14 protein-coding genes, 2 tRNA genes and 2 pseudogenes are annotated in these 20,117 nt (G+C 68.3%); 6 read left to right on the forward strand and 12 right to left on the reverse strand.

Going from position 1 to position 20,117, the window contains the following annotated elements; all coding sequences use genetic code 11:
* Positions 1 to 2 precede the first annotated feature (2 nt).
* A tRNA-His gene (locus JF886_RS07295) sits at positions 3 to 79 on the reverse strand.
* Between the two features lie 37 nt (positions 80 to 116).
* Between JF886_RS07295 and JF886_RS07300 the strand changes: the two genes are divergently transcribed.
* Both JF886_RS07300 and JF886_RS07305 read left to right on the forward strand, forming a co-directional pair.
* A tRNA-Arg gene (locus tag JF886_RS07300) sits at positions 117 to 189 on the forward strand.
* A gap of 120 nt (positions 190 to 309) precedes the next feature.
* Positions 310 to 396 (forward strand): annotated as a pseudogene (locus tag JF886_RS07305) (hypothetical protein); the annotation flags it as partial.
* 104 nt (positions 397 to 500) lie between these two features.
* Here JF886_RS07305 and JF886_RS07310 read toward each other — a convergent pair.
* On the reverse strand, positions 501 to 2,216 hold the full coding sequence (locus tag JF886_RS07310; protein ID WP_337311042.1) for a C39 family peptidase: 1,716 nt from the start codon (positions 2,214 to 2,216) through the stop codon (positions 501 to 503).
* Positions 2,217 to 2,700: 484 nt separating this feature from the next.
* Here JF886_RS07310 and JF886_RS07315 point away from each other — a divergent pair, with 484 nt between their 5' ends.
* Complete coding sequence (locus JF886_RS07315) at positions 2,701 to 4,230, forward strand: GGDEF domain-containing protein (protein ID WP_337311044.1); 1,530 nt, start codon at positions 2,701 to 2,703, stop codon at positions 4,228 to 4,230.
* Between the two features lie 367 nt (positions 4,231 to 4,597).
* Positions 4,598 to 6,015: pseudogene (locus tag JF886_RS07320) on the forward strand (FAD-dependent monooxygenase).
* A 68-nt stretch (positions 6,016 to 6,083) separates the two neighbouring features.
* Here JF886_RS07320 and JF886_RS07325 read toward each other — a convergent pair.
* The 7 genes from JF886_RS07325 to JF886_RS07355 all read right to left on the reverse strand — a co-directional run bounded on the left by JF886_RS07325 (position 6,084) and on the right by JF886_RS07355 (position 15,001).
* Positions 6,084 to 8,222: a sensor histidine kinase gene (locus tag JF886_RS07325; protein WP_337311046.1), complete on the reverse strand. Its 2,139-nt coding sequence runs from the start codon at positions 8,220 to 8,222 to the stop codon at positions 6,084 to 6,086.
* 122 nt (positions 8,223 to 8,344) lie between these two features.
* On the reverse strand, positions 8,345 to 9,112 hold the full coding sequence (locus JF886_RS07330) for a glucose 1-dehydrogenase (RefSeq protein WP_337311048.1): 768 nt from the start codon (positions 9,110 to 9,112) through the stop codon (positions 8,345 to 8,347).
* Positions 9,112 to 10,464 (reverse strand): aldehyde dehydrogenase family protein, encoded by a 1,353-nt coding sequence (locus tag JF886_RS07335; protein ID WP_337311050.1) that lies wholly within the window; start codon positions 10,462 to 10,464, stop codon positions 9,112 to 9,114. The genes JF886_RS07330 and JF886_RS07335 overlap by 1 nt, the downstream gene beginning before the upstream one ends.
* On the reverse strand, positions 10,461 to 11,795 hold the full coding sequence (locus tag JF886_RS07340) for a glutamine synthetase family protein (protein ID WP_337311052.1): 1,335 nt from the start codon (positions 11,793 to 11,795) through the stop codon (positions 10,461 to 10,463). The genes JF886_RS07335 and JF886_RS07340 overlap by 4 nt, the downstream gene beginning before the upstream one ends.
* 4 nt (positions 11,796 to 11,799) lie before the next feature.
* The gene (locus JF886_RS07345) at positions 11,800 to 12,519 is read right to left on the reverse strand and encodes a gamma-glutamyl-gamma-aminobutyrate hydrolase family protein (RefSeq protein ID WP_337311054.1); all 720 of its coding nucleotides are present in this window, start codon (positions 12,517 to 12,519) and stop codon (positions 11,800 to 11,802) included.
* Positions 12,520 to 14,073 (reverse strand): amino acid permease, encoded by a 1,554-nt coding sequence (locus JF886_RS07350; protein ID WP_337311056.1) that lies wholly within the window; start codon positions 14,071 to 14,073, stop codon positions 12,520 to 12,522.
* A gap of 160 nt (positions 14,074 to 14,233) precedes the next feature.
* Complete coding sequence (locus tag JF886_RS07355; RefSeq protein ID WP_337311058.1) at positions 14,234 to 15,001, reverse strand: methyltransferase domain-containing protein; 768 nt, start codon at positions 14,999 to 15,001, stop codon at positions 14,234 to 14,236.
* 49 nt (positions 15,002 to 15,050) lie between these two features.
* Here JF886_RS07355 and JF886_RS07360 point away from each other — a divergent pair, with 49 nt between their 5' ends.
* Complete coding sequence (locus JF886_RS07360; protein ID WP_337311060.1) at positions 15,051 to 15,713, forward strand: histidine phosphatase family protein; 663 nt, start codon at positions 15,051 to 15,053, stop codon at positions 15,711 to 15,713.
* A gap of 9 nt (positions 15,714 to 15,722) precedes the next feature.
* On the opposite strand, the gene JF886_RS07365 is transcribed toward JF886_RS07360, so the two are convergent.
* Positions 15,723 to 16,343 (reverse strand): hypothetical protein, encoded by a 621-nt coding sequence (locus JF886_RS07365; RefSeq protein WP_337311061.1) that lies wholly within the window; start codon positions 16,341 to 16,343, stop codon positions 15,723 to 15,725.
* 36 nt (positions 16,344 to 16,379) lie between these two features.
* On the opposite strand from JF886_RS07365, the gene JF886_RS07370 reads away from it, so the two are divergent.
* On the forward strand, positions 16,380 to 17,999 hold the full coding sequence (locus JF886_RS07370; protein WP_337311063.1) for a DUF885 domain-containing protein: 1,620 nt from the start codon (positions 16,380 to 16,382) through the stop codon (positions 17,997 to 17,999).
* A gap of 33 nt (positions 18,000 to 18,032) precedes the next feature.
* On the opposite strand, the gene JF886_RS07375 is transcribed toward JF886_RS07370, so the two are convergent.
* Positions 18,033 to 19,562 carry an NADH-quinone oxidoreductase subunit N gene (locus JF886_RS07375; protein WP_337311065.1) on the reverse strand — a complete coding sequence of 510 codons (1,530 nt, stop codon included), beginning with the start codon at positions 19,560 to 19,562 and terminating at the stop codon, positions 18,033 to 18,035.
* Positions 19,559 to 20,117, reverse strand: a 559-nt coding sequence (locus JF886_RS07380) for a proton-conducting transporter transmembrane domain-containing protein (protein ID WP_337311067.1), incomplete at its 5' end; no start/stop codon positions are given. The genes JF886_RS07380 and JF886_RS07375, both read right to left, overlap by 4 nt.

Consider the following 20,117-nt stretch of genomic DNA (forward strand, 5'->3'; position numbering starts at 1 on the left):
GATGGGGTGGCTAGAGGGATTTGAACCCTCGACCTCCAGGGCCACAACCTGGCACTCTAACCAGCTGAGCTATAGCCACCATGAAGCTCAGCGATTATATGGGGCACACTGGCCGCGCCCCCGTAGCTCAGCGGATAGAGCAGCCGCCTTCTAAGCGGTTGGTCGCAGGTTCGATTCCTGCCGGGGGCGCTCTTGCCGGGGGCGCTCTACCCTCATGCTGAATCCAGTTGCCGCGTCCGCCTCGCAGCCGAATGCCTTCCCAACCGCCTCCTAATCACGAAGCCCCGCGAGTTCTTCGAGCTCTTTGACCGCACCCTCGACAAGACCATCGGCCTCGAGACCATGTGCGTCGGCGGCGGCATGGGCATGGCCATGATCGTCGAGCGCCTCAACTGAGGCGCACACCGCGCCGGGCCGAGCGTAGCGCAGCCCTGTCGCGATCAGGGCCGCCGATCACTCACGGTGCTGACAGCAAACAGCACGCGACAGGAACACGCGCGCTACGGCAGAGCCGCGAACACTGACCCCACGGTGCCGATCTGTCCCGGGCCGTACCATCTGCTGCCGATGCGCCAGAACAGATACAGCGTGTTGGAAGGCCCCTCCACGGCGAGGTCGACGTTGCCGCCTGCTTCGACAACGACCGATGGCGCGGAGTACGAGCTTGCGTTGGAGCCCGGGATGGTCGCCCCGCCCCACCCGCCGTTGTCGATGTAGAAGTCGAGGCGGTGGCCGAATCCCTGTGAAGCAGCGTACGTGACTGTGCCAAAGGAGGCGACAGCGGGCGCGGAGAACGTTGTCCCCGGGGCACCGACCCGTGTCGTGCCCGATGCGCTGTGGGCATCGAGCGAGTTTCCCGGGCCCTGATACAGCGTGACCGCAGGCGTGCTCGCCGCTGCGGAGTATTGCTGGTCGACTTGCGACCACGCGTTCGGTCCGGACCACGAGCCGCCGCTGTGCTCGCTGTACTGCTGCAGCGCAGCGTCCCCGCTCTGCACCACCGCTTCGAGCGTCTGCGGCGCCGAGCCGACCAGCGCCAGCGCCGGAGCGCCGAAGGTGGAGTTCGCGGCTCCGAGCCCACCGGGCCCGTACCACTTGCTGGCAGCGTTCCAGAAGACGTACAGGCTGTGCGACGGCCCCTGCACGGCGATGGTGATGTGCCCGTTGGGGTCGATCGTCATCGACGGCGTTGAGTACGTCGATCCAGGTGGGCCCACTTGGCCCGGTCCATACCACCGGTCAGAGATGTACCAGTACAGGTCGAGCGTGTTGCTCGGACCCTCGACGGCGACGTCAAAGTTGCCGTTGCCCTCGGCGACCACGGCGGGCCCCGAGAACGCCGCGCCGGGCCCTTCCAGCCCGACCGGCCCGTACCACCCGCCGTCCGAGCTCCAGTAGAGGCGCAGCGAATTGTCCGGTCCCCTGACGGCGATGTTGATGCTGCCGGTGGTCGGGGAGACAGCCTGTGTCACCGCCGCACCGCCGGGGCTCACCACGATGGCCTGGGCGTGGAAGAGCGCGAAGGCGTTCTCGAATGCCGCCATTGCGTAGGTGTGCAGCTGCCCGTCGGCTGGGTCCGCGAGTGTCACGGTGCTCGAGCCGTAGTCGAAGCCCACGAGCGTCTGGGCGTGGTCACGGTGCGAGTACCAGACCTGCCGGCCGTCCCACGCCGTCCAGTACCCAACCGACGCGGGCGCGAGCAGGTGAGGCACGCGGACGACGACAGGATGCCCTGCGGCCACGGCCTTGTAGAGCTGCGCCGGTTGCCAACCCTCCCCACCCTCGGCGGAGGCCCCATTGTCACTCGCCGCCTTGACGATGGGCGGGTAGTAGACACCGTAGCCGGTGATCACGAAGTTGCCGTCGACGTTGCCGACGAAGGTCTGATAGGGGTCACCCCACTGCGCCGGCGCCCCGTTGCGCATCACCGGCGCGCGGAGATCCGTCCCGAACTGCGCCAGGAGCGTCGCCTGGCTGACGTTGATGCCGACAGCCGACAGCGCCATCTGGAGCGCCGCCGCCTCGCAGTCCAGCGCGTGCTGCTGGGTGACCGGGGTGACCGCGATGGTTGCCGAGTCGGTCGACGCGCGAGCCACCGTCGGCGCACTCAACACCAGTGGGACAGTCGCGATAGCGGCAAACAGTGCGACGGCGACGACGAGCGTCCGGTGCGAACGGACTGACCGCAGCACGGCATCACCGCTCCCGTTGGCCATGGTCGCAGTCTCTCGCTCTTCAGGGCGCCGCGACGTGCCTGACACCGGACTGCGACAAACCGCGTCCGTGAGCGTCCATGACACAGCGGACGTCGCTCCGTCCGTCAGTGCCAAACGACTCGCGCCCCGGTTCGACACCGGCGCTGGCAGATGGGCGCGCACCGGCGTAGGGACGCTTGAAGGTAGGTTGCCAACCATGCCTGACGGAGTGAATGCCACCAAAGGCGCCGCGGCTCGGCTCTGCAAGTGGGAGACAACTTGGTTGGGCGCGGACCTTCATTGGGCCGGAAGGACGGTCCTTCTCTCCGGAGCAGTCCCCACAGCATCTGGCGGCTGACGTTTCTCGGAGCCTCAGGAATCGGTGGCGCCGATTCCCTATCTCGCGCCTTCCTTTCGTCCGGATCGGCAGAGTGTCACCCTTGGTGCTCACAACTGTGCCTTCTTCGCCACAGTCCCGGCTGCGGGCGGCCTTGACCATGAGGTCATGGCCGCCCCTCGTCTCGTAACAAACCTCCGCGTCCGCTGGTGGTCAGTCGCCTGCGGGGTCGCAATGGCGGTCTCAGTTGCTTTCGTAGCTGGCCTGCTGACCGGAGGAGCCGGGGCCTATACCTATCTCGACAACATCATGGAGACAATTTCCGCATTCTTCGCCGCGTCGGCGTGCGTCGTTGCGGCGGTGCGCCACAGCGGGCGCGTGCGCCTGGCGTGGACGCTCATGGCCATGTCGGCGCTGTCCTGGGGGTTTGGCCAGTCAGTGTGGGATTGGTTCCAGATCGTCCGAGGCGTGCAGGTGCCATTCCCCTCGGCCGCGGACGCCGGCTACCTGCTGGCCGTGCCATTCGCCATCGGCAGCGTCCTCGCCTTTCCAGTCGCTTCGGAGCGAGCCCGCACCTTCATCCGCACTCTCCTCGATGGCCTACTCATCGCCGTTGGCCTGTTGGTCGTCAGTTGGGACACGACGCTGGGCGCGGTGTACCGGGCCGGGGCGACCTCCCCCATGGGAATGGTCCTCAGCCTCCTCTACCCGGTCAGCGACGTCGCGATCGTCACGATGATCCTGGTACGCCTGAGCCGGGTGCCGCGCACCGGTCGGACGCCGCTGCTCTTCATGGCTGCGGGCCTCATGGCAGCGGCCGTCGCGGACAGCCAGTTCGCCTACCTCACCGCGAGCAACACCTACGGCTTCGGCAATGTCCTCGACGCCGGTTGGGTTGTCGGATACATTCTCGTCGGGCTCGGCGCCTTGAGGACGGTGCAGCGGCCGCTGCACGGCAGAGCGCCATCGGTGCTGCCGTCGCGCTTCAGCGCCGTGCTTCCCTACGTTCCATCGGCGGCCGCGCTGGGCGTGACCATCGCTCAGAAGACGACGACCGGCAACATCGATGAGTTCACCTTCTGGACGGTCCTGAGCCTCATCGGCCTGGTCCTGGTGCGCCAGTACCTGCTGGGCCTCGACAACGCACGACTGTTGCGAAGCCTCAGTGCGCGTGAGCGCGACCTCGCTCATCAGGCCCATCACGATGCGCTGACTGGCATGCCCAACCGCAAGTTCTTCCACGACTCCGTCGCTTATGCGCTCGAGCGGGGCAAACCGAGCCGGACACCATGCGTGGTCATGTTCATCGACCTCGACGAGTTCAAGACCGTCAACGACACGCACGGGCACGGGGCCGGCGACCGCGTGCTCGTCGCCGTTGCCGAGCGCCTGCAGGGAGCCGTGCGCCCGCACGATGTCGCGGCGCGGTTAGGCGGTGACGAGTTTGCGATCCTGCTCAACCGCGCACCAGACGCGGCGCAACTCGAGGCAATCGGCCGGCGGATCCTGCACTCGCTGCGCGAACCGCTCGTGATAGACGGCTTCGTATGCTCGACCCGCGGCACCGTCGGGGTCGCGATTTCCGAGCGCAGCGCCGACACGTGCGACGAACTCCTGCGGCGCGCCGACATCGCGATGTACGCCGCCAAGCGCGAGGGTAAGGATCGAGTCGGGATGTACAGCGAGGTCGCCGCGTAGTTGGCTGGCACGGATTTCGACGCCCAGCGCTGGCCGCACCGTTCTCTTTGCCGGACCATCATCCACACTCCGCCGCGGGCAGCTGGGCTGGACGCGACGGGCCGCCGGCATGGTTGCATCGTGCAGGTCGTCGTCTGGCCAGAACGCGGGCTCGTCTGCCAGCAATGCGGTGCGCGCGACTTAGCGCTACCCGGTACCTCAGCCGACTCCGTGGCTGCTGTCCCTTAATCCGTGTATCGGGCCCTGTCGCCACCATCAGCATACCGCCAAGGTGGGGACTTGCCGCAAGCGGCCCCGACCTGCCTCACTTCCAATCGTGAGCACAGGACATGACGTGGTGATCGCCGGCGGTGGGCCAACCGGCCTGATGTTAGCGGCGGAGCTGACCTTGGCCGGCATCGATGTTGTCGTCGTCGAACGACGCGCAAGCCAAGCGCTGCACGGGTCGCGGGCCGGCGGACTGCACTCCCGCACCATCGAGGTGTTGGACCAGCGCGGCGTTGCCGACCGATTTGTCTCTGCGGGAAAGAGGTATCCGAGCGTTGGCTACGCGCAGACCCGGTTGGACATCAGCGACTTCCCCACGCGGCACAACTACCTCCTGGGCCTGTGGCAGCGCGACATCGAGCGCATTCTGGCCGGCTGGGTCGAGGAGCTCGGAGTTCGGGCGCTGCGCAGCCGCGAGGTTGCCGGCTTCACGCAGGACGACGCGGGCGTCGATGTCGCGCTCGCCGGCGGCAGCTCACTGCGTGCGGGGTTTCTCGTCGGCTGCGACGGGGGCGCAGTGTGGTCCGCGAGGCGGCGGAGATCGAGTTCGCTGGCTGGGACGCGACCACCAGCTGGATGATCGCGGAGGTCGAGATGACCGAGGAGCCCGAGGTGGGTGTGCGTCCTGAGGGCGGTGGCATCGGTCCGGTCAATCGGGAGATCGGGGGAAGTCCGTATGGCGTGGTACTCAGGGAGCAGCAAGCCGAGCACGCCACCGAGCCGACACTCGACGATCTTCGTGCGGCGCTCACCGCCATCTATGGGACGGATTACGGCGCGCACAGCCCGACCCGGATCTCGCGCTTCAGCGACCTGACCCGCCAGGCAGTGTCCTACCGGAAGGGCCGTGTGCTGCTGGCCGGGGACGCCGCGCATGTGCATCCGCCACAGGGGGGACAGGGGCTGAACGTTGGGGTGCAGGATGCGGTGAATCTCGGCTGGAAACTGGCCCAGGTGGTCAAGGGAACATCACCCGCAAGCCTGCACGACACGTATCACGCCGAGCGGCATCCGGCCGGTGCGCGGGTGTTGCACAACACCATGGCGCAGGTGGCACTGGCGACGCCCGATGATCGCCACCAGGCGTTGCGGGAGCAACTGGGTGAGCTGCTGAGCATGGACGAGGCGCGCCGGTACCTCGCCGGGATGCTGAGTGGGCTCGACGTTCACTACGACGTCGGCGGAGGACATCCACTGCTCGGTCGGCGTATGCCAGACCTCGACGTGCAGACCGCCGCTGGCCGCACGCGCGTCTTCGCCCAGCTGCACGACGCGCGCCCTGTGCTGCTGAACTTGGGTGAGCCCGGCGGGGTTGACATCGCGCCGTGGGCCGATCGAGTGCGATTGGTCGAGGCGTCCTATGCAGGCGAGTGGGTGCTGCCGGTCATCGGGGCAGTCGCTGCTCCGCTTGCGGTGCTGGTCCGGCCCGACGGCCATGTCGCCTGGACGGGCGGACGCAGCGACGCGGCGCTGCCTCGCGCCCTCGACAGGTGGTTCGGGGCTGGCGCGCCGGCGTAGGCGGCGGTGTACTACTGGCCGCCCCTCATGGGGCCGCGGTCACTCGCGTTGCCGACGCTACCTCTGGATCATGTTGTCGCGACCCGCAGCCGGCCTGCAATTGTGGTGCCGCTGCCCACTGCCGAGGTCACCGTGATCTCGCCACCGAGCGCATCGAAACGGTCTGCCATGTTGACCAGCCCAGCGCCCTTCTTGGTGGCGGTGACATCAAACCCCACGCCGTCGTCCGTGATCTCGAAGCGCAGCTCGCCGGACTCATCGCGCATCTGGATCACCGCCTCTGTTGCGCGAGCGTACTTCTGGATGTTCTGGAGCGCCTCGAGGCAGCAGAAGTACACCGCCGCCTCGGTCTCCTGCGAGTAGCGGCCGATCCCTGCCGCGTGGACCGTCACCGCCAGCGTGGCCTTGCGCGCCTGCGATTGCAGGGCAACTTCGAGTCCCTTGTCGGCGAGCAGCGGCGGGAAAATGCCGCGGGCCAGGTCACGGAGCGTCTCGAGAGCCTCGTCGGCATCGCGCTTGAGCTGACCAAGGGTCGTCATCGCCTTCTCGGGATCGCGAGCCATGAGCATCTCGGCGAGGCCGATCTTCACCTTCAGCGCCACCAGGTGCTGCTGGGCGCCGTCGTGGAGGTTACGCTCCAGCCGGCGCCGTTCCTCGTCCTGCGCGGTCACCAATCGCTGACGCGACGCGCGGAGATCCACAAGGCGGGCCTGGAGGTCGCCGGTCAGCCCGACGTTCTTGAGCACCAGGCCGGCCTGGGACGCCAGGTGCGAGAGCAGGTTCTCCTCGACCGGCGTCAGCGTTTCGCCGATCCGCTTGGCGACGCTGAGCGCCCCCAACAGATCGCCCTGGTGGCGGACCGGCACGATCACTCCTCCGTCAACGGATGGCAGCGTGCCGTTCTTCGCAGCCATGGCGTCGCGGCGCGGGGCATCGACCGGCCACACGGCGACCTCACGCCACGTGCCACTGCTGCGCAGCCAGACGTCGGCACGCTGAGCGCCGGTGCCCTCGGCCAGCACCCGTGCCATGCGTGGCATCACGTCCTCGGTGGTGTACGACTCTGCGACGCGCTCGGAGAACTGCGCCAACACCTCGTACGGCGTGGCGCGCTCACCGTACACAAGTCGATTGGCGACCCTCTGCATCCGCTCACGGACCGGTTGGAACCCCACTGCCACAATGGCCGTTGCCACGATCGACAGGGCCAGGTTGGGTTTGCCGCCTCCACCGGCGATCGCTCCGACACCGACGGCGATGCCGACGTACACGCCGGTGATGAAGAGCGCGAGCGCCGAATACACCAGCGCGCGGCTGATGACCACGTCGATGCCGTAGAGGCGGTATTTGAGGATCGCCACGGCCATTGCAGCGGGCAGGCCGACCAGGAAGATGGCGAGGTAGAGCGGCCCCGCCACGTCTGGGAAGGCGCCGTTGAACACGGCGAGGTCGATGAAGTGCACCGCGAAGGCGGGTGCGACCGGGGCCGCGACGAACCCCACCCATTTGAGCTGTTCTCTGCGCTCGCCGCTGGACTGGAAGAGGCGCAGCACCGCGGCCACCACGGCGAGGATGAGCGCGGCGCCGGACAGGAACCAGCCGGCTGTCTGTGCCATCGCGGCGATACCATTGTCGGGATCCACCAGCACTCCGGTGGGATTGTTGACCGGGAGAAAGAGATTGCCGACGACGCCGCGGTCGGCGGGAGCGATGTGGCCCTTGGTGAGCATGAAGGCGAGGGTCAGAACCGCGCTGCCCACGACCGCCAGCACCAGCACGGCCCGCCACGTGCGTCCCTGCTTGAGCCCGTCGGGAAAGAACAGGAACACCATGGACAGGCCCACCGGGAACGCGGTGAAAAACACCCACTGGCTGAGCCACGCGACCAGCTCTCGCAGTGGCAGGGCTGACCGCGTCGTCAGGTACGCGTAGATCGCGTACTCACTGGTGAGCTGCGTGATCAACGCCCCCACGGTGAGGTACAGGAAGATCCTGCCGACCTGGTTGCCGGGCTGCCTCGACAGGATCAGGACGCCGGCAAGGCCGTAGGTGAGCACGAACAGAGTGCCGAGCCCCACCCCCTGCGTGGGCGACTGCCAGGTTGCGTGGTTGGCGATCTGCAGCAGCTCGCCGGCTGCTCCTCCCGCCACAAGACAGACCCAGACCAGGAGCGGACGGCGTTGCAGCAGTGTCCTGCTCGCTTCCATGCCGTCAGTGTCAGTCAACGTCACCTGCGCGGCAAACCGGGTGGGGCCACCTTTTCGCGGGCGCCTGCACCTGCGCAAGGGGGATGCCTGCCCCACCGTCGCGGGCCGATGCCGCGTCTCACCTACTCCGGAGTCACGTAGGCCGCGCTCAGCCCACCGTCCACCAGGAAGGTGGCGCCGTTGACGTACGACGACTCATCGCTGGCCAGGAAGAGCGCCGCGCTGGCAATCTCTCGCGCGGTCGCCAGCCGGCCCATGGGCAGGTGAACGCGGCGGCGCTCGTACGCCGCAGGATCGTCGCTGAACAGGCGCATCAGCAATGGCGTCTCCACCGGGCCGGGGCAGAGCGCGTTGACGCGCACCCCCCGGCGTGCGAACTGCACCGCCAGCTCGCGGCTCATCGACAACACCGCCCCCTTGGACGCGGTGTACGCGATCTGCGACGTTGCCGCGCCCATGAGCGCGACGAACGAGGCGACGTTGATGACCGAGCCGCCGCCACGGTCCAGGAGCCGCGGGATGCCGAACTTGCAGCAGAGGAAGACGCCCCTGGCGTTGACAGCGTGCACGCGGTCCCAGGCATCTGGCTCGGTGGTCAAGATCGAGTCGTCGTCGGGGGGCATGATTCCGGCGTTGTTGTAGAGCACGTCGACGCCGCCGAAGCGACGCGTGGCGGCGTCGTACAGAGCCTCCACACTGCCGGCGTCGCTGACGTCAACCTTCTCGAACACGGCCTCACGACACTCCGCCGCGGTCTTCTCCCCACTCTCGGCGCTCACGTCTGCGACCACCACCGATGCGCCCTCCTCCGAGAAGAGCAGCGCCGCCTCGCGGCCGATGCCGCCGGCGGCACCGGTGATCACCGCCACCTTGCCGTCGAGTCGGCCCATCAGGAGTCCGTCGCCAGGAACACGTTCTTCACCTCCGAGTACCCGTCCATCGCCTGCATGCCCAGCTCCCGGCCGAAACCCGACTGCTTGAATCCGCCGAATGGGGTGGCCACGCGCACCGACGTGTTGGCGTTGACCGAGATGACGCCCGTGTCGATGGCGCGCACCACGCGCAGAGCCCGCGCCCCGTCCCTGGTCCACACGGACCCGGAGAGGCCGTATGGCGTGTCGTTGGCGATGCGCACCGCCTCTGCCTCATCCTCGAACGGGATCACCGCCAGGACGGGGCCGAAGACCTCCTCCTGGGCGACGCGATCCGTGTTGCTCGCCTCGATCACCGTACACGGGTACCAGAAGCCGGGGCCGTCAGGAGCGTTGCCCACGAACAGCGGTGTTCCCTCGACGAATGACGACACCGTTTCCCGATGCTGCTCGGAGATGAGCGGGCCCATCTCGGTGTCCTCCTTCTCCGGGTCACCCACCTTGACGCGCGCCACCGCTTCGACCAGCTGGGTCACGAAGGCGTCGTACGCGGAGCGTTGCACGAGCACGCGCGATCGCGCGCAGCAGTCCTGACCCGCGTTGCCGAACACGGCGCCAGGCGCCGCCGCCGCCGCCTTCTCGATGTCCGCGTCAGCGAACACCACACTTGCCGACTTCCCGCCCAGCTCCAGCGAGACACGCTTGACCGTGGCGGCCGCGCCGCGCATGACGCGCGCACCCACCTCCGTCGATCCCGTGAAACTGATCTTGGAGACGTCGGGGTGCTCGACGAGGCGCTCGCCGACCACGCGCCCTGGGCCGACAACCACGTTGAAGACCCCCTCGGGGATCCCCGCGTCCAGGGCGAGCTCGGCGAGGCGCAGCGCCGACATTGGGGTCAGCTCGGCAGGTTTGAGCACCACGGTGTTGCCGCACGCCAGCGACGGGCCGAGCTTCCAGCTCGAGATGTTGAGCGGAAAGTTCCAGGGAACGATCAGGCCGACGACGCCGAGCGGCTCGTGGAAGGTCATGTCGACGCCGCCCGCCACCGGGATGGTCTGGCCGTGGTGCTTGTCGATCGCCCCCGCGTAGAAGTGGAAGACGTCGGCCACCATGCCCACCTCGGCGCGCGAGTCCGAGATCGGCTTGCCCACATTGCGGGTCTCCAGCCGGGCCAGCTCCTCGCCGTGCTCCTCCACCAGGGAGGCGAGGCGGCGCAGCAGCCGGATGCGGTCGTTCGGCGCAAGGGCGCGCCAGCGTGGGAAGGCCGCGGCCGCACGCGCGACGGCGCGATCCGTCTCCTCGACGCCGGCCTGGTGGAGCTCCGCCAGCGACTGCGCGGTCGCCGGGTTGATGACCTGCAGTGTCATCCGCGCTCGAAGAGCCTCTTGCGCTCGTACTCAGTCACGACGGTGTCGAACAGTCGCTGCTCGGTCCGCGCGTAGTTCAGGTAATGGTCGACAACCTCGTCGCCGAGAGCAGCACGCGCGATGCGTCCCCCCTCGAGCGCGGTCACGGCGTCGCGCAGGGTGCTCGGAAAGCGATCCATGTCGGAGACGTAGGCGTTGCCGGCAAATGCGGGCGGCAGTTCCAGCTTCTGCTCGATCCCGTGCAGGCCGGCGGCGAGGATCGCGGCAAACGCAAGATAGGGATTGGCGTCCGCACCAGGGATGCGGTTCTCGATGCGCAGCGCCTGCCCGTGGCCGACCACTCGAAATGCGCAGGTGCGGTTGTCGTATCCCCAGGCCAGCGTGGTGGGCGCCCAGCTGCTGGCAGCGTAGCGCTTGTACGAGTTGATGTTGGGGGCGAAGAAGACGGCGAGCTCGGCGCTGGCCGCCAGCTGCCCGGCGAGGTAATGCTGGAAGAGCTCAGGCTCGCCGTCGAAGGCGTTGCGGCCGCCGACCCAGAGGCTCGAATGGATATGACAGGAGCTGCCGATCCAGGTGTGATCGGGCTTGGCCATGAAGGTAACGGAACGCTCGTGTTGGTTGGCCATCTCCTTGATGCCGTTCTTGTAGATGGTGTGGTTGTCGGCCATGCTGACGGCGTCGCTGAAGCGGAAGTTGATCTCCTGCTGGCCGGGCCACGCCTCACCCTTCGATGTCTCCACCTTGATGCCCGCCGCGTGCATGCCGTTGCGCACTGCGCGGATGAATGGCTCGTCGTAGCTGGTGGCGAGGATGTGGTAGTCGAGGATGTATGGGACCGAGGGGGTGAGGTCGCGGTAGCCCTGGGCGTGCGCCTGCGCGAAGGTCTCCTTGAGCAGGTAGAATTCCAGCTCACTGCCGAACATCGGCTCGAAGCCGAGCGCGCGGGCACGCTCCACCTGCGCTTTGAGGACCTGGCGCGGCGACGGTCGCACCGGGGTGCCGTCATTCCAGGCGACGTCGGTGAGCACCAGCGCGGTGCCTTCCAGCCAGGGGATCCGACGCATCGTCGCGAAATCCGGGACCATCGCGAAGTCACCATAGCCGCGCTCCCAGCTGGCGATCTCATAGCCCGGCACCGGGTCCCCCTCCATGTCGAGGGCGAGCAGGTAGTTGCATCCCTCGATCGGGTGTGCGGCCTGCGCCTCCTCGACGAAGAACTCGGCGTGCATGCGCTTGCCCATGAGCCGCCCCTGCATGTCCGTGAACGCCACCACCACAGTGTCGATCTCACCGTTGGCGACCAGGTCGGTCAGCTCGTCGAGGGTCAGCACCGCATCACCCGGTCGTCGTGGTCGAGCTGTTTCGCGCGCGCGCCGCGCTTCGCTGCACGAATCGTTCGAAGAGGTCGCGCGCCCAGGAGTGGTAGTCGATGAGCTCCTCCGGGTGCGCCTGGACGGCGACGATGGTCCCATCGGTTGACTCGACGGCCTCGATGATGTCGTCTGGGCTGTGCGCCGTGACGCGGAGCGCCGGGGCGAGATCCTTGATGGCCTGGTGGTGCAGGCTGTTCACCATCAAAGTGCGTGGAGCGACCCGACCCAGCTCGGAGTCCGCCTCGACTTCAACGGCGTGCGCCAGCGTGTGGCGGGGCTGACCGTGCGAGTCATGTCCCTCGATGTGCTGGAGCAGCGATCCGCCCAGGGCCACGTTGATGAGCTGCTGGCCCCGGCAGATCCCGAGCACCGGTGTGCCCGACGACGACGCGCCGCGCACCAGCGCCAGCTCGGTCTTGTCGAGGGCGTGGTCCACCTGGACAACGTCGCTCACGGTGTCGCCGCCGTACTCCTCGGGCGCAACGTCCCAGCCACCGGGCACGAGCAGGCCGTCGACGCTACCCAGGATCCGCTCAGCCTCCGTGGCATCCGGGCCGCCGGCGAGTGGCGCGATCACCACGGGCTCGGCCCCGGCCGCCGCGATCGCCTGCAGGTAGGCGTCGTAGTAGCCGGCCACCCGCAGCGGGCTGCAGGTGATGCCGATGCGCGGCTTGCCGTCCACTCAGCCCGATGCGGCCGCAACCGTGCCGACGCTGGTCAGCTCCGCCTCGATCGCGGCGAGCTCCTCGGCGCTCCCCTGCACCTTCGGTCCTTTGAACCAATGCCGGGCTGACACCATCCACCAGATGGCCGTGCCCAAGCCGACGATGGCCACGGCGACGAACGTGTAGTTGAGGTTGCCGAGGGTGACCGGGAACACGGTGGGCAGCACGAAGAGCACGACGATGATGCACACCCAGAGCACCGCCACGGTCCCGATGGGCCGGCTCCACCTGCCGAGATGCCAGGGGCCTCGCTGGAAGGAGTCACCCGCGCGAAGGCGCAGGAAGATCGGGATGGCGTAGGCGATGTAGAGCCCGATGACCGCGATGGAGATCACCGCCGCGTACGCGTTAGGGTTGTACAGGTAGGGAAGGAAGAGGATGAAGGCACCCACGGTGGCCAGCCAGATCGAGTTGGTGGGGGTACCGGTGCGCTTGTTCACCTTGTGCCAGAGGCGGTGTCCGGGGACGGCGCCGTCACGCGAGAATGCATAGATCATCCGCGAGTTGGCGGTGATCGACGACATCCCGCAGTAGAACTGGGCACCGATGGCGACGAGCAGCAGGAACTGCCCCAACGCCGGGCCGGCGGCGTCGATGAAGATCTGTGCCGCGGGCACCGTGGCAAGGGCTTCAGCGTCGTAGTTCTGAATCGCGGCGGTGACGCCGATCAGAAGGATCCAGCCGGCGATCAGCGACACCAGGATCGACATGACGATGCCACGAGGGCCGGCAACCGCCGCGTTTCGCGTCTCCTCGGTCATGTGCGCCGACGCGTCATAGCCGGTGAAGGTGTACTGGGCGAGCAGCAGTCCGATGGCCAGCACATAGATCGTCGCGCCGCCGAAGCCCGCGCCGGTGTTGTTCTGGAAGTGCCCGAAGATGAAGCCGGCCGACTGATGGTGCGGGGCCTTGATGAACAGGACCGCCACGATGACCACGACGCCGACGATGTGCCACCACACCGAGATGTTGTTGAGGATCGCCACCAGGCGCACCCCGAACGTGTTGAGCAGACCGTGGAGGAAGAGGGCGATCGCATACACCAGCAGGATGTGGGGCGCGTCCAGCGTGTAGCCGAACCAGTTGTTGAGGAAGGCCGACGCGAACAGGGCCAGCCCGCTGTCGATGCCGGCGGTGACCGCCACCTGACCGAGCAGGTTGAACCATCCCGTGAACCAACTCCAGGCTGGCCCGTTCTTGCCCCCGAGCTTGGCGGCCCAGTAGTACAGGCCGCCTGCTGTCGGGTAGCTGGAGCACACCTCAGCCATGGCCAGGCCGACCAAGAGAACCATGATCCCCACGACTGGCCAGCCGATGTTGATGTCCACCGGTCCGCCGTTGTTCATGGCCACGCCATAGGCCGTCAGGCAGCCGGAGAGGATCGAGATGATCGTGAAAGAGACCGCGAAGTTGGAGAACCCGCTCATGCGGCGGCGCAGCTCCTGGGCATAGCCGAGGCTGTGCAGTGTCTCGGTGTCCGAGTCGCGCACCGTCGCCGCTTGGTCGACCATCGCCGTCCTCCCACGAACCGGCGCGCAGCGGCGCGTTCCGGCGCCATTCTTTCCCCGCCGGGCCACGCTTCCTCTGCGGAGGCCGAGCAGAACTCGGCCGGACACTAGCAGCGCGCTGCTTGGACCGTCAATGTGCGTCGCGACCAACCCCGGCGCGGCGTCACAGTGCCCGCGTGGCAACCATGTTGAGGCGCACGTAGTCGATCACCGGTTCCGGCATGGCCGCGACCACCCTTAGCATCAGCGCGCGTCGTTCAGCCTCATCCATCGCAGCCACCGCGTCGCCGAAGCAGACGGTCTCGAGGAACTCCGCCAGGTCGGTCTCGTCGTCGAAGCGGGTCGGCTCCTGGTGCGTCCACGCGCGCACATTCTCGAACCCGGCGGCCTGGAGCCGCTCGCTGGTCGTCTCGGCAGACGCGTACTCCCACGCGCTCGACCTCTCCAGGCCGACGCTTCGCGCCACCTCCAGCAGCCGGTCGATGTTTCCCTGCGCTCCGCATTGCGCGGACAGCTGACCTCCGGGGCGCAGGACGCCGGCAAGGTTGGCGAACAGTCGGGGATGGTCGGTGATCCAGTGGAATGTCGCGCTCGAGAACACGGCATCCACCGGTGCGGAACCGTCGAGCGTCGCCGGGGACAGCAACAGGAGGTCTGCCCGGACGAAGCTGACCCGCTCGTCGCCGTGCGCCAGGCGCAGGCGCGACTGGTCGAGCATGCTGGCGGAGGCGTCAAGAGCGATCACCCGCCCGCGTGGCAGTGCAGCAAGGAGCTGCTCGGTGACCCGGCCACTGCCACAGCCGCAGTCCAGCACCGTCTCGTCGCCGCGCAGCGCCAGCCGCTCCAGCACCGCGGTCCCCCAGCGAGCCTGGGGGTTGGCGACGCGGTCGTAGGTGGCGCCGTCCCAGTGCCGCCGTGTCGTCTCGCTCACCCCGCCAAGCGTAGCGGTGCTGGGCCGTCGATCTCGTAGCATCGGGCGCGTGCCTCAACCGACGTCCACCCGCGTCGTCCTGGCCCGGCACTGCGACGTCCACAATCCCCGCGGGGTTCTGTACGGGCACCTCCCCAACTTCCCGCTCAGCGAGAAGGGTATTCGCCAGGCACATGCGCTCGGCCGCCGGCTGGCCGCCACCAGCGCGCGCCAGATCTACACCAGCCCGCTGGAACGCGCCGTGCAGACCGCGGAGATCATCAGCAGCCACATTCCCGGCTCCACGATCACTCTGTCCGACGACCTCGTCGAGGCCCGCTTCGGCCGCTACCTGCAGGGGATCCGCCCACCCCAGGTGCCGTGGCGGCGGCCGCTGTGGCTGATCCACATGATCTGGCCCGGGCTGCTGCCCAACGACGAGCGCGTCGGCGAGATGGCGGCGCGGGTCGAGCGGGCGATCCGGCAGCTCCTTGCCACCAACCCCGTCGACGGCGGCATCTGCGTCAGCCACGGTGACCCCATCCAGGCTTTCTGGGTGCGGGCCCAGGGGAGACCTGCCTGGGCACTCCATCGCCTGCAGTGTGCCAAGGGCGGCATGCTCGAGCTCGACTACGTGCAGGGAACGCTCACCAGCACGGTCTACCGCCCGCCGAGCGTGGGCCCCTCCGAGCCGGCCGAGAGCCCTCAGTCCGGGGCCGGCGACGTCGCCTGATCGCCCGGGTCAGCCTGCCTGCGCGAAGGCGGCACCGACGTCGATCACCTCGTCGCCCCGCCAGGGGCCGAGTCCCGGCTGCGCCGGGGTCCGCGACCCGGCCGGGTCGAGCCGCAGCGTCACCGCCACGATCACCCCGAGGCGCGAGCCGCTGCCCAGCGCCAGCCCGGCGAGGTCGTAGCCGACCACGTCCTTGAGGGTGCGGCCTCCCGCGCTGATCAGCTCGCCCGCATTGGTGAGCAGGTCGACGCCGGCGATGGTGCGGTGGGCGATCTCGCCGAGCGCCACCGATTCGCCCACCGTCTCGCTGCGCACGCTCGGCAGGGCGCTCACCTCCATCCGGCGCGCGGTGGCCGCCTCGCGCACCGCGATCCAGGTGGCGGCCGCGCCGGCGTGGAGCAGGAGCGCGGTGGCGTCGAGGAGGATCGAGTCGAGGTTGTCGGCAGCAATCACCACCGGTGCGGAGGCAGCCCGCGCCGAGCCGAACACGGCCGCCGCAACACTGGCCGCGACGCAGGCGGCGAGGACCTCGCGGAGCTGGGTGACGTTGGCGGGTCGCACAACGTTCTCGGCATCCATGCCGCTGCTGCCCACCGCCGCGGCGAGCTGACGGCGCAGGGCGTCCTCCACGCCGCCGAGTCTATGACGGCGACCTAGACTCGCGCGGTGTCCGGGCCGCCGCTCTCCACCATCGCAGCCCTCGGCGAGCGCTACGTCGCCGAGCTCTTCGATTTCAGCCCTGGCGACGCGCGCACCGAAGGTGACCACAGCTTTGACGGCCGGCTCGGTCCGATCGGGCCCGAGGCCACCCAGCAGCGGGTGCGCCGGCTGGACGAGACGGCCGCTGAGCTGGACATCGTCGTGCCCCGCGGCGTCGACGAACGTGCCGACGTGATCACCCTCCGGCACCGCATCGCCCTCGAGCGGTTCCAGCTCGTCGAGCTCGAGTCGGCACGGCGCAATCCGCTCTCCGGTCTCTTTCGCGGCGCCGACCCGCAGCCCTACTGCACGCACGATTACGCGCCAGTCCCCGAACGCGCGGAGGGGCTGGACCGCCATCTCGATCAACTCCCCGGCTGGCTCGACGCGGCGCTGGATGAGCTCGGCGACTCCGTTGACGAGGGTCCGCGCGGCATCGCCGTCGGGGTGGCCCGCGGGCTGGCCGGCTTCTTTGCCCACGACCTCGACACGGCCCTCCCCCTCCCCGACCATCCCCAGCTCCGCGACCGGCTGCACGCCCATGCCGGCGAGGCGGCGCAGGCGTGCACGCGCTTCGCGACCGCCGTCGCGGCGCGCGACGCACATCCCAGCCCGGCGCTGGGCGAAGAGCGATTCCTGGCGATGCTGCACGCCCAGGAGGGCGTCACCGAGACGGTCGCGACCCTCCGTGCCATTGCAAGCGCGGAGCTGTCCCGGCTTCGGGCTGAGTTCGAGGATGTCGCGCACCGGATCTCGCCGGCGGGCGGGGTGCCGGAGGCGATCGCGCAGATGGAGGACGATCACCCGAGCGCGAGTTCCCTCATCGAGGAGGCCGCCGGAAGCCTGGAACGGGTACGGCAGTTCTGGCGCGAGCGCGGGGTTGTAACCATTCCGGATGCGCCCATCCGCGTGACCCCGTCACCGCCCTACATGCGCTTCGTCTCGGCGGCGTTCGATCCAGCCGGGTCACTGGCGGCGCCGGACGTTGAGAGCAACTACGTAGTCACGCCTGTCGACGAGAGCATGAGTGAGAAGGAGGCGGACGAGTGGCTGCGCTCGTTCAATCGCTGGCAGCTCGAGAACATCGGCGTCCACGAGGTGTACCCCGGGCACTTCGTGCACGCCGTCCACGCCCGCCGACAGCGCAGCCTGCTGCGCCGGGTCGGCTTCGTCTCGGGGTTCGGTGAGGGCTGGGCGCACTACACCGAGCAGCTCGCCATCGAGCAGGGATTGGCCGAGGGGCGCCCACTGCTCCACCTCGCGCAGCTCCAGGACGCGCTGCTGCGCGCTTGCCGGTTCGCGGCCACGCTGATGCTGCACACGGAGGGCGTCACCGTGGAGGACGCCACCGCCTTCGTCGTGGAGACGACCGGGTTGCCGGAGTTTCCGTCCAGGCGGGAAGCGGCGCGGGGCATGTACGACCCGATGTACCTCGCCTACACGTACGGCAAGCTCGCCATCCTCGACTGGCGAGCCGACCTCAAGAGCTCCCCGGGATTCAGCCTGCGCGGCTTCCACGACACCATGCTCGGCAGTGGTCTGCCCCCGCTGGCGGCGGTTCGTGAGCTGCTCTTCAACCCCGACTGACCTGTCGCCGCAGCCCCGCGTCGGAGCCGGTGCTCAGGACGGGATGGCGCCGTGCTGAGCGAGGATGGCGAGGTTGAGCACCAGGGTCACGAAGATGCCGAGCACCAGGGTGCCGCCGACGGTGAGCAGCAGCACCCCGCCACCGGACAGCGAGGTGCGTGACCAGTTGTAGGTCGCCTGTTCGGGACGCGGCCGCGTGTACATGAGGAGCGCGACGCGCAGATAGTAGAAGACCGAGATGGCGCTGGTGGCGATGCCCCACAGGGCGAGCGGAACCTCGTGGGCATTGATGGCGGCGGCGAACACGAAGAACTTGGCGAAGAACCCCGCCGTGGGCGGGAATCCCCCCAGCGAGAGCAGGAACAGTCCCATGGCGGCGGCCACATATGGTCGCCGGAACGCCAGCCCGCGCAGGCTGTCGTAGCTGTCCATGTCCTCGCCGCGGCCGGCCATGATGGTGATCACCGCGAAGGCGCCGATGTTGGTGACCGCGTACGCCGCCAGGTAGTACAGCGATCCCACGGTGCCGACCGTGTTGACGCTGCCCTGCGCGGTGAACGGCGGGACCACGACACCGATGAGGATGTAACCCGCCTGGGCGATGCCGGAGTAGCCGAGCATGCGCTTCAGGCTGGTCTGGCGCAGGGCGGCGACGTTGCCGATCACCATCGAAGTGATCGCCACGAAGTACACCATGATCTTCCAGCGGTCGTACACGGTCGGCTGGCCGAGCGTGTAGGTGAACACCCGAATCAGCGCCGCGAACGCGGCCACCTTGGTGGTCACGCTCATGAACGTGGTGACCGACGTCGGCGCGCCCTGGTACACGTCGGGCGTCCAGGTGTGGAACGGCGCCGCGCTGATCTTGAAGGCGAGCCCGACGAAGAGCAGCGCGATGCCCGCCATGAGCAGCGGGTCGGCCGAGTTGCCCGAGCTCTGCAGCGCGGAGAAGATCTGCGTCAGCTGGGTGTGCCCGGTCTCGCCGTAGATGAGCGCCATGCCGAAGAGCAGGAATCCCGACGCGAAGCCACCGAGCAGCAGGTACTTGAGCGCCGCCTCCTGCGAGCGTGGCTCATGGCGGTTGAAGCCGCTGAGGATGTAGAGCGCGATCGAGAGCAGCTCGATGGCCAGGAAGATGACCATCAGGCTGCTCGCCCCGGCGAGGAGCATCATGCCCGTCGCCGCGGCCAGGATCAGCGAGTAGTACTCGCCGTAATGCATGCCGCGGCGATTGAGGTACTGCGGGCTGATCACCAGCACCAGCGCGGTGCTGACCAGGATGATCGCGTTGATGAAGAGCCCGAAGCGGTCGTAAGCGAACGACCCGAAGTACACGGTGTGCGGCGTGGCCGTATCGAACCAGCCCCAGACCGTCGAGCCGAACGACGCGGCGACGGCCACCAGGCTGAAGCCCGCCAGCCAGCCGCGATGGGAGGCGCTGGTGACCAGGTCGAGCATCAGCAGGATGACGAAGCCGCCGCCGAGGATCACCTCGGGGAGGATGCCGAGGATGTCGACACCGTTCGGCGTGGAGAGCGGCGGCAGCACGGCCAGCGTGGTCATGGCGCCCCCGCGTTGGTGACCGCGGTCGAGGTGAGCGAGCTGTTGGCGACGGCCACGGTCCGCTCGACGCTGGGACGGGCGATGTCACCGACCGGCCTCGGGAACACGCCGAGCAGCACCATGAGCGCGATCAGCGGCAGCAGCACCAGGCCCTGGCTCACGCGCACGTCCCGGACGCCTTCCGTGCGCGGCTGGGGCGGGTCGTGCATCAGCCCCTGGTGCAGGCGCAGCATGTACCAGCAGGCGAGCACAACCCCCACGCCGGCGAGCACCGCGTACACGGGATGCAGTTGGAAGGCGCCGAGCATGATCGAGAACTCACCGGCGAACGAATTCATTCCGGGCATGCCGAGGCCGGCGAAGGTGATCACCAGGAAGAACGCGTACAGCCACGGCGCCCGTGTCTCCAGCCCGGAGATCTGATGCAGGTCTCGGGTGCCGGTGCGCTCCTCGATGATGCCGACGATCAGGAAGAGGGCGGCGATGATGATGCCGTGGTTGACCACCTGCAGGACGGCGCCGTTGACGCCGTTGTTGGTCAGCGTGAAGATGCCC

This window comes from Candidatus Aeolococcus gillhamiae (assembly GCF_016464765.1).
GTDB classification, from domain to species: Bacteria; Chloroflexota; Dormibacteria; order Aeolococcales; family Aeolococcaceae; genus Aeolococcus; species Aeolococcus gillhamiae.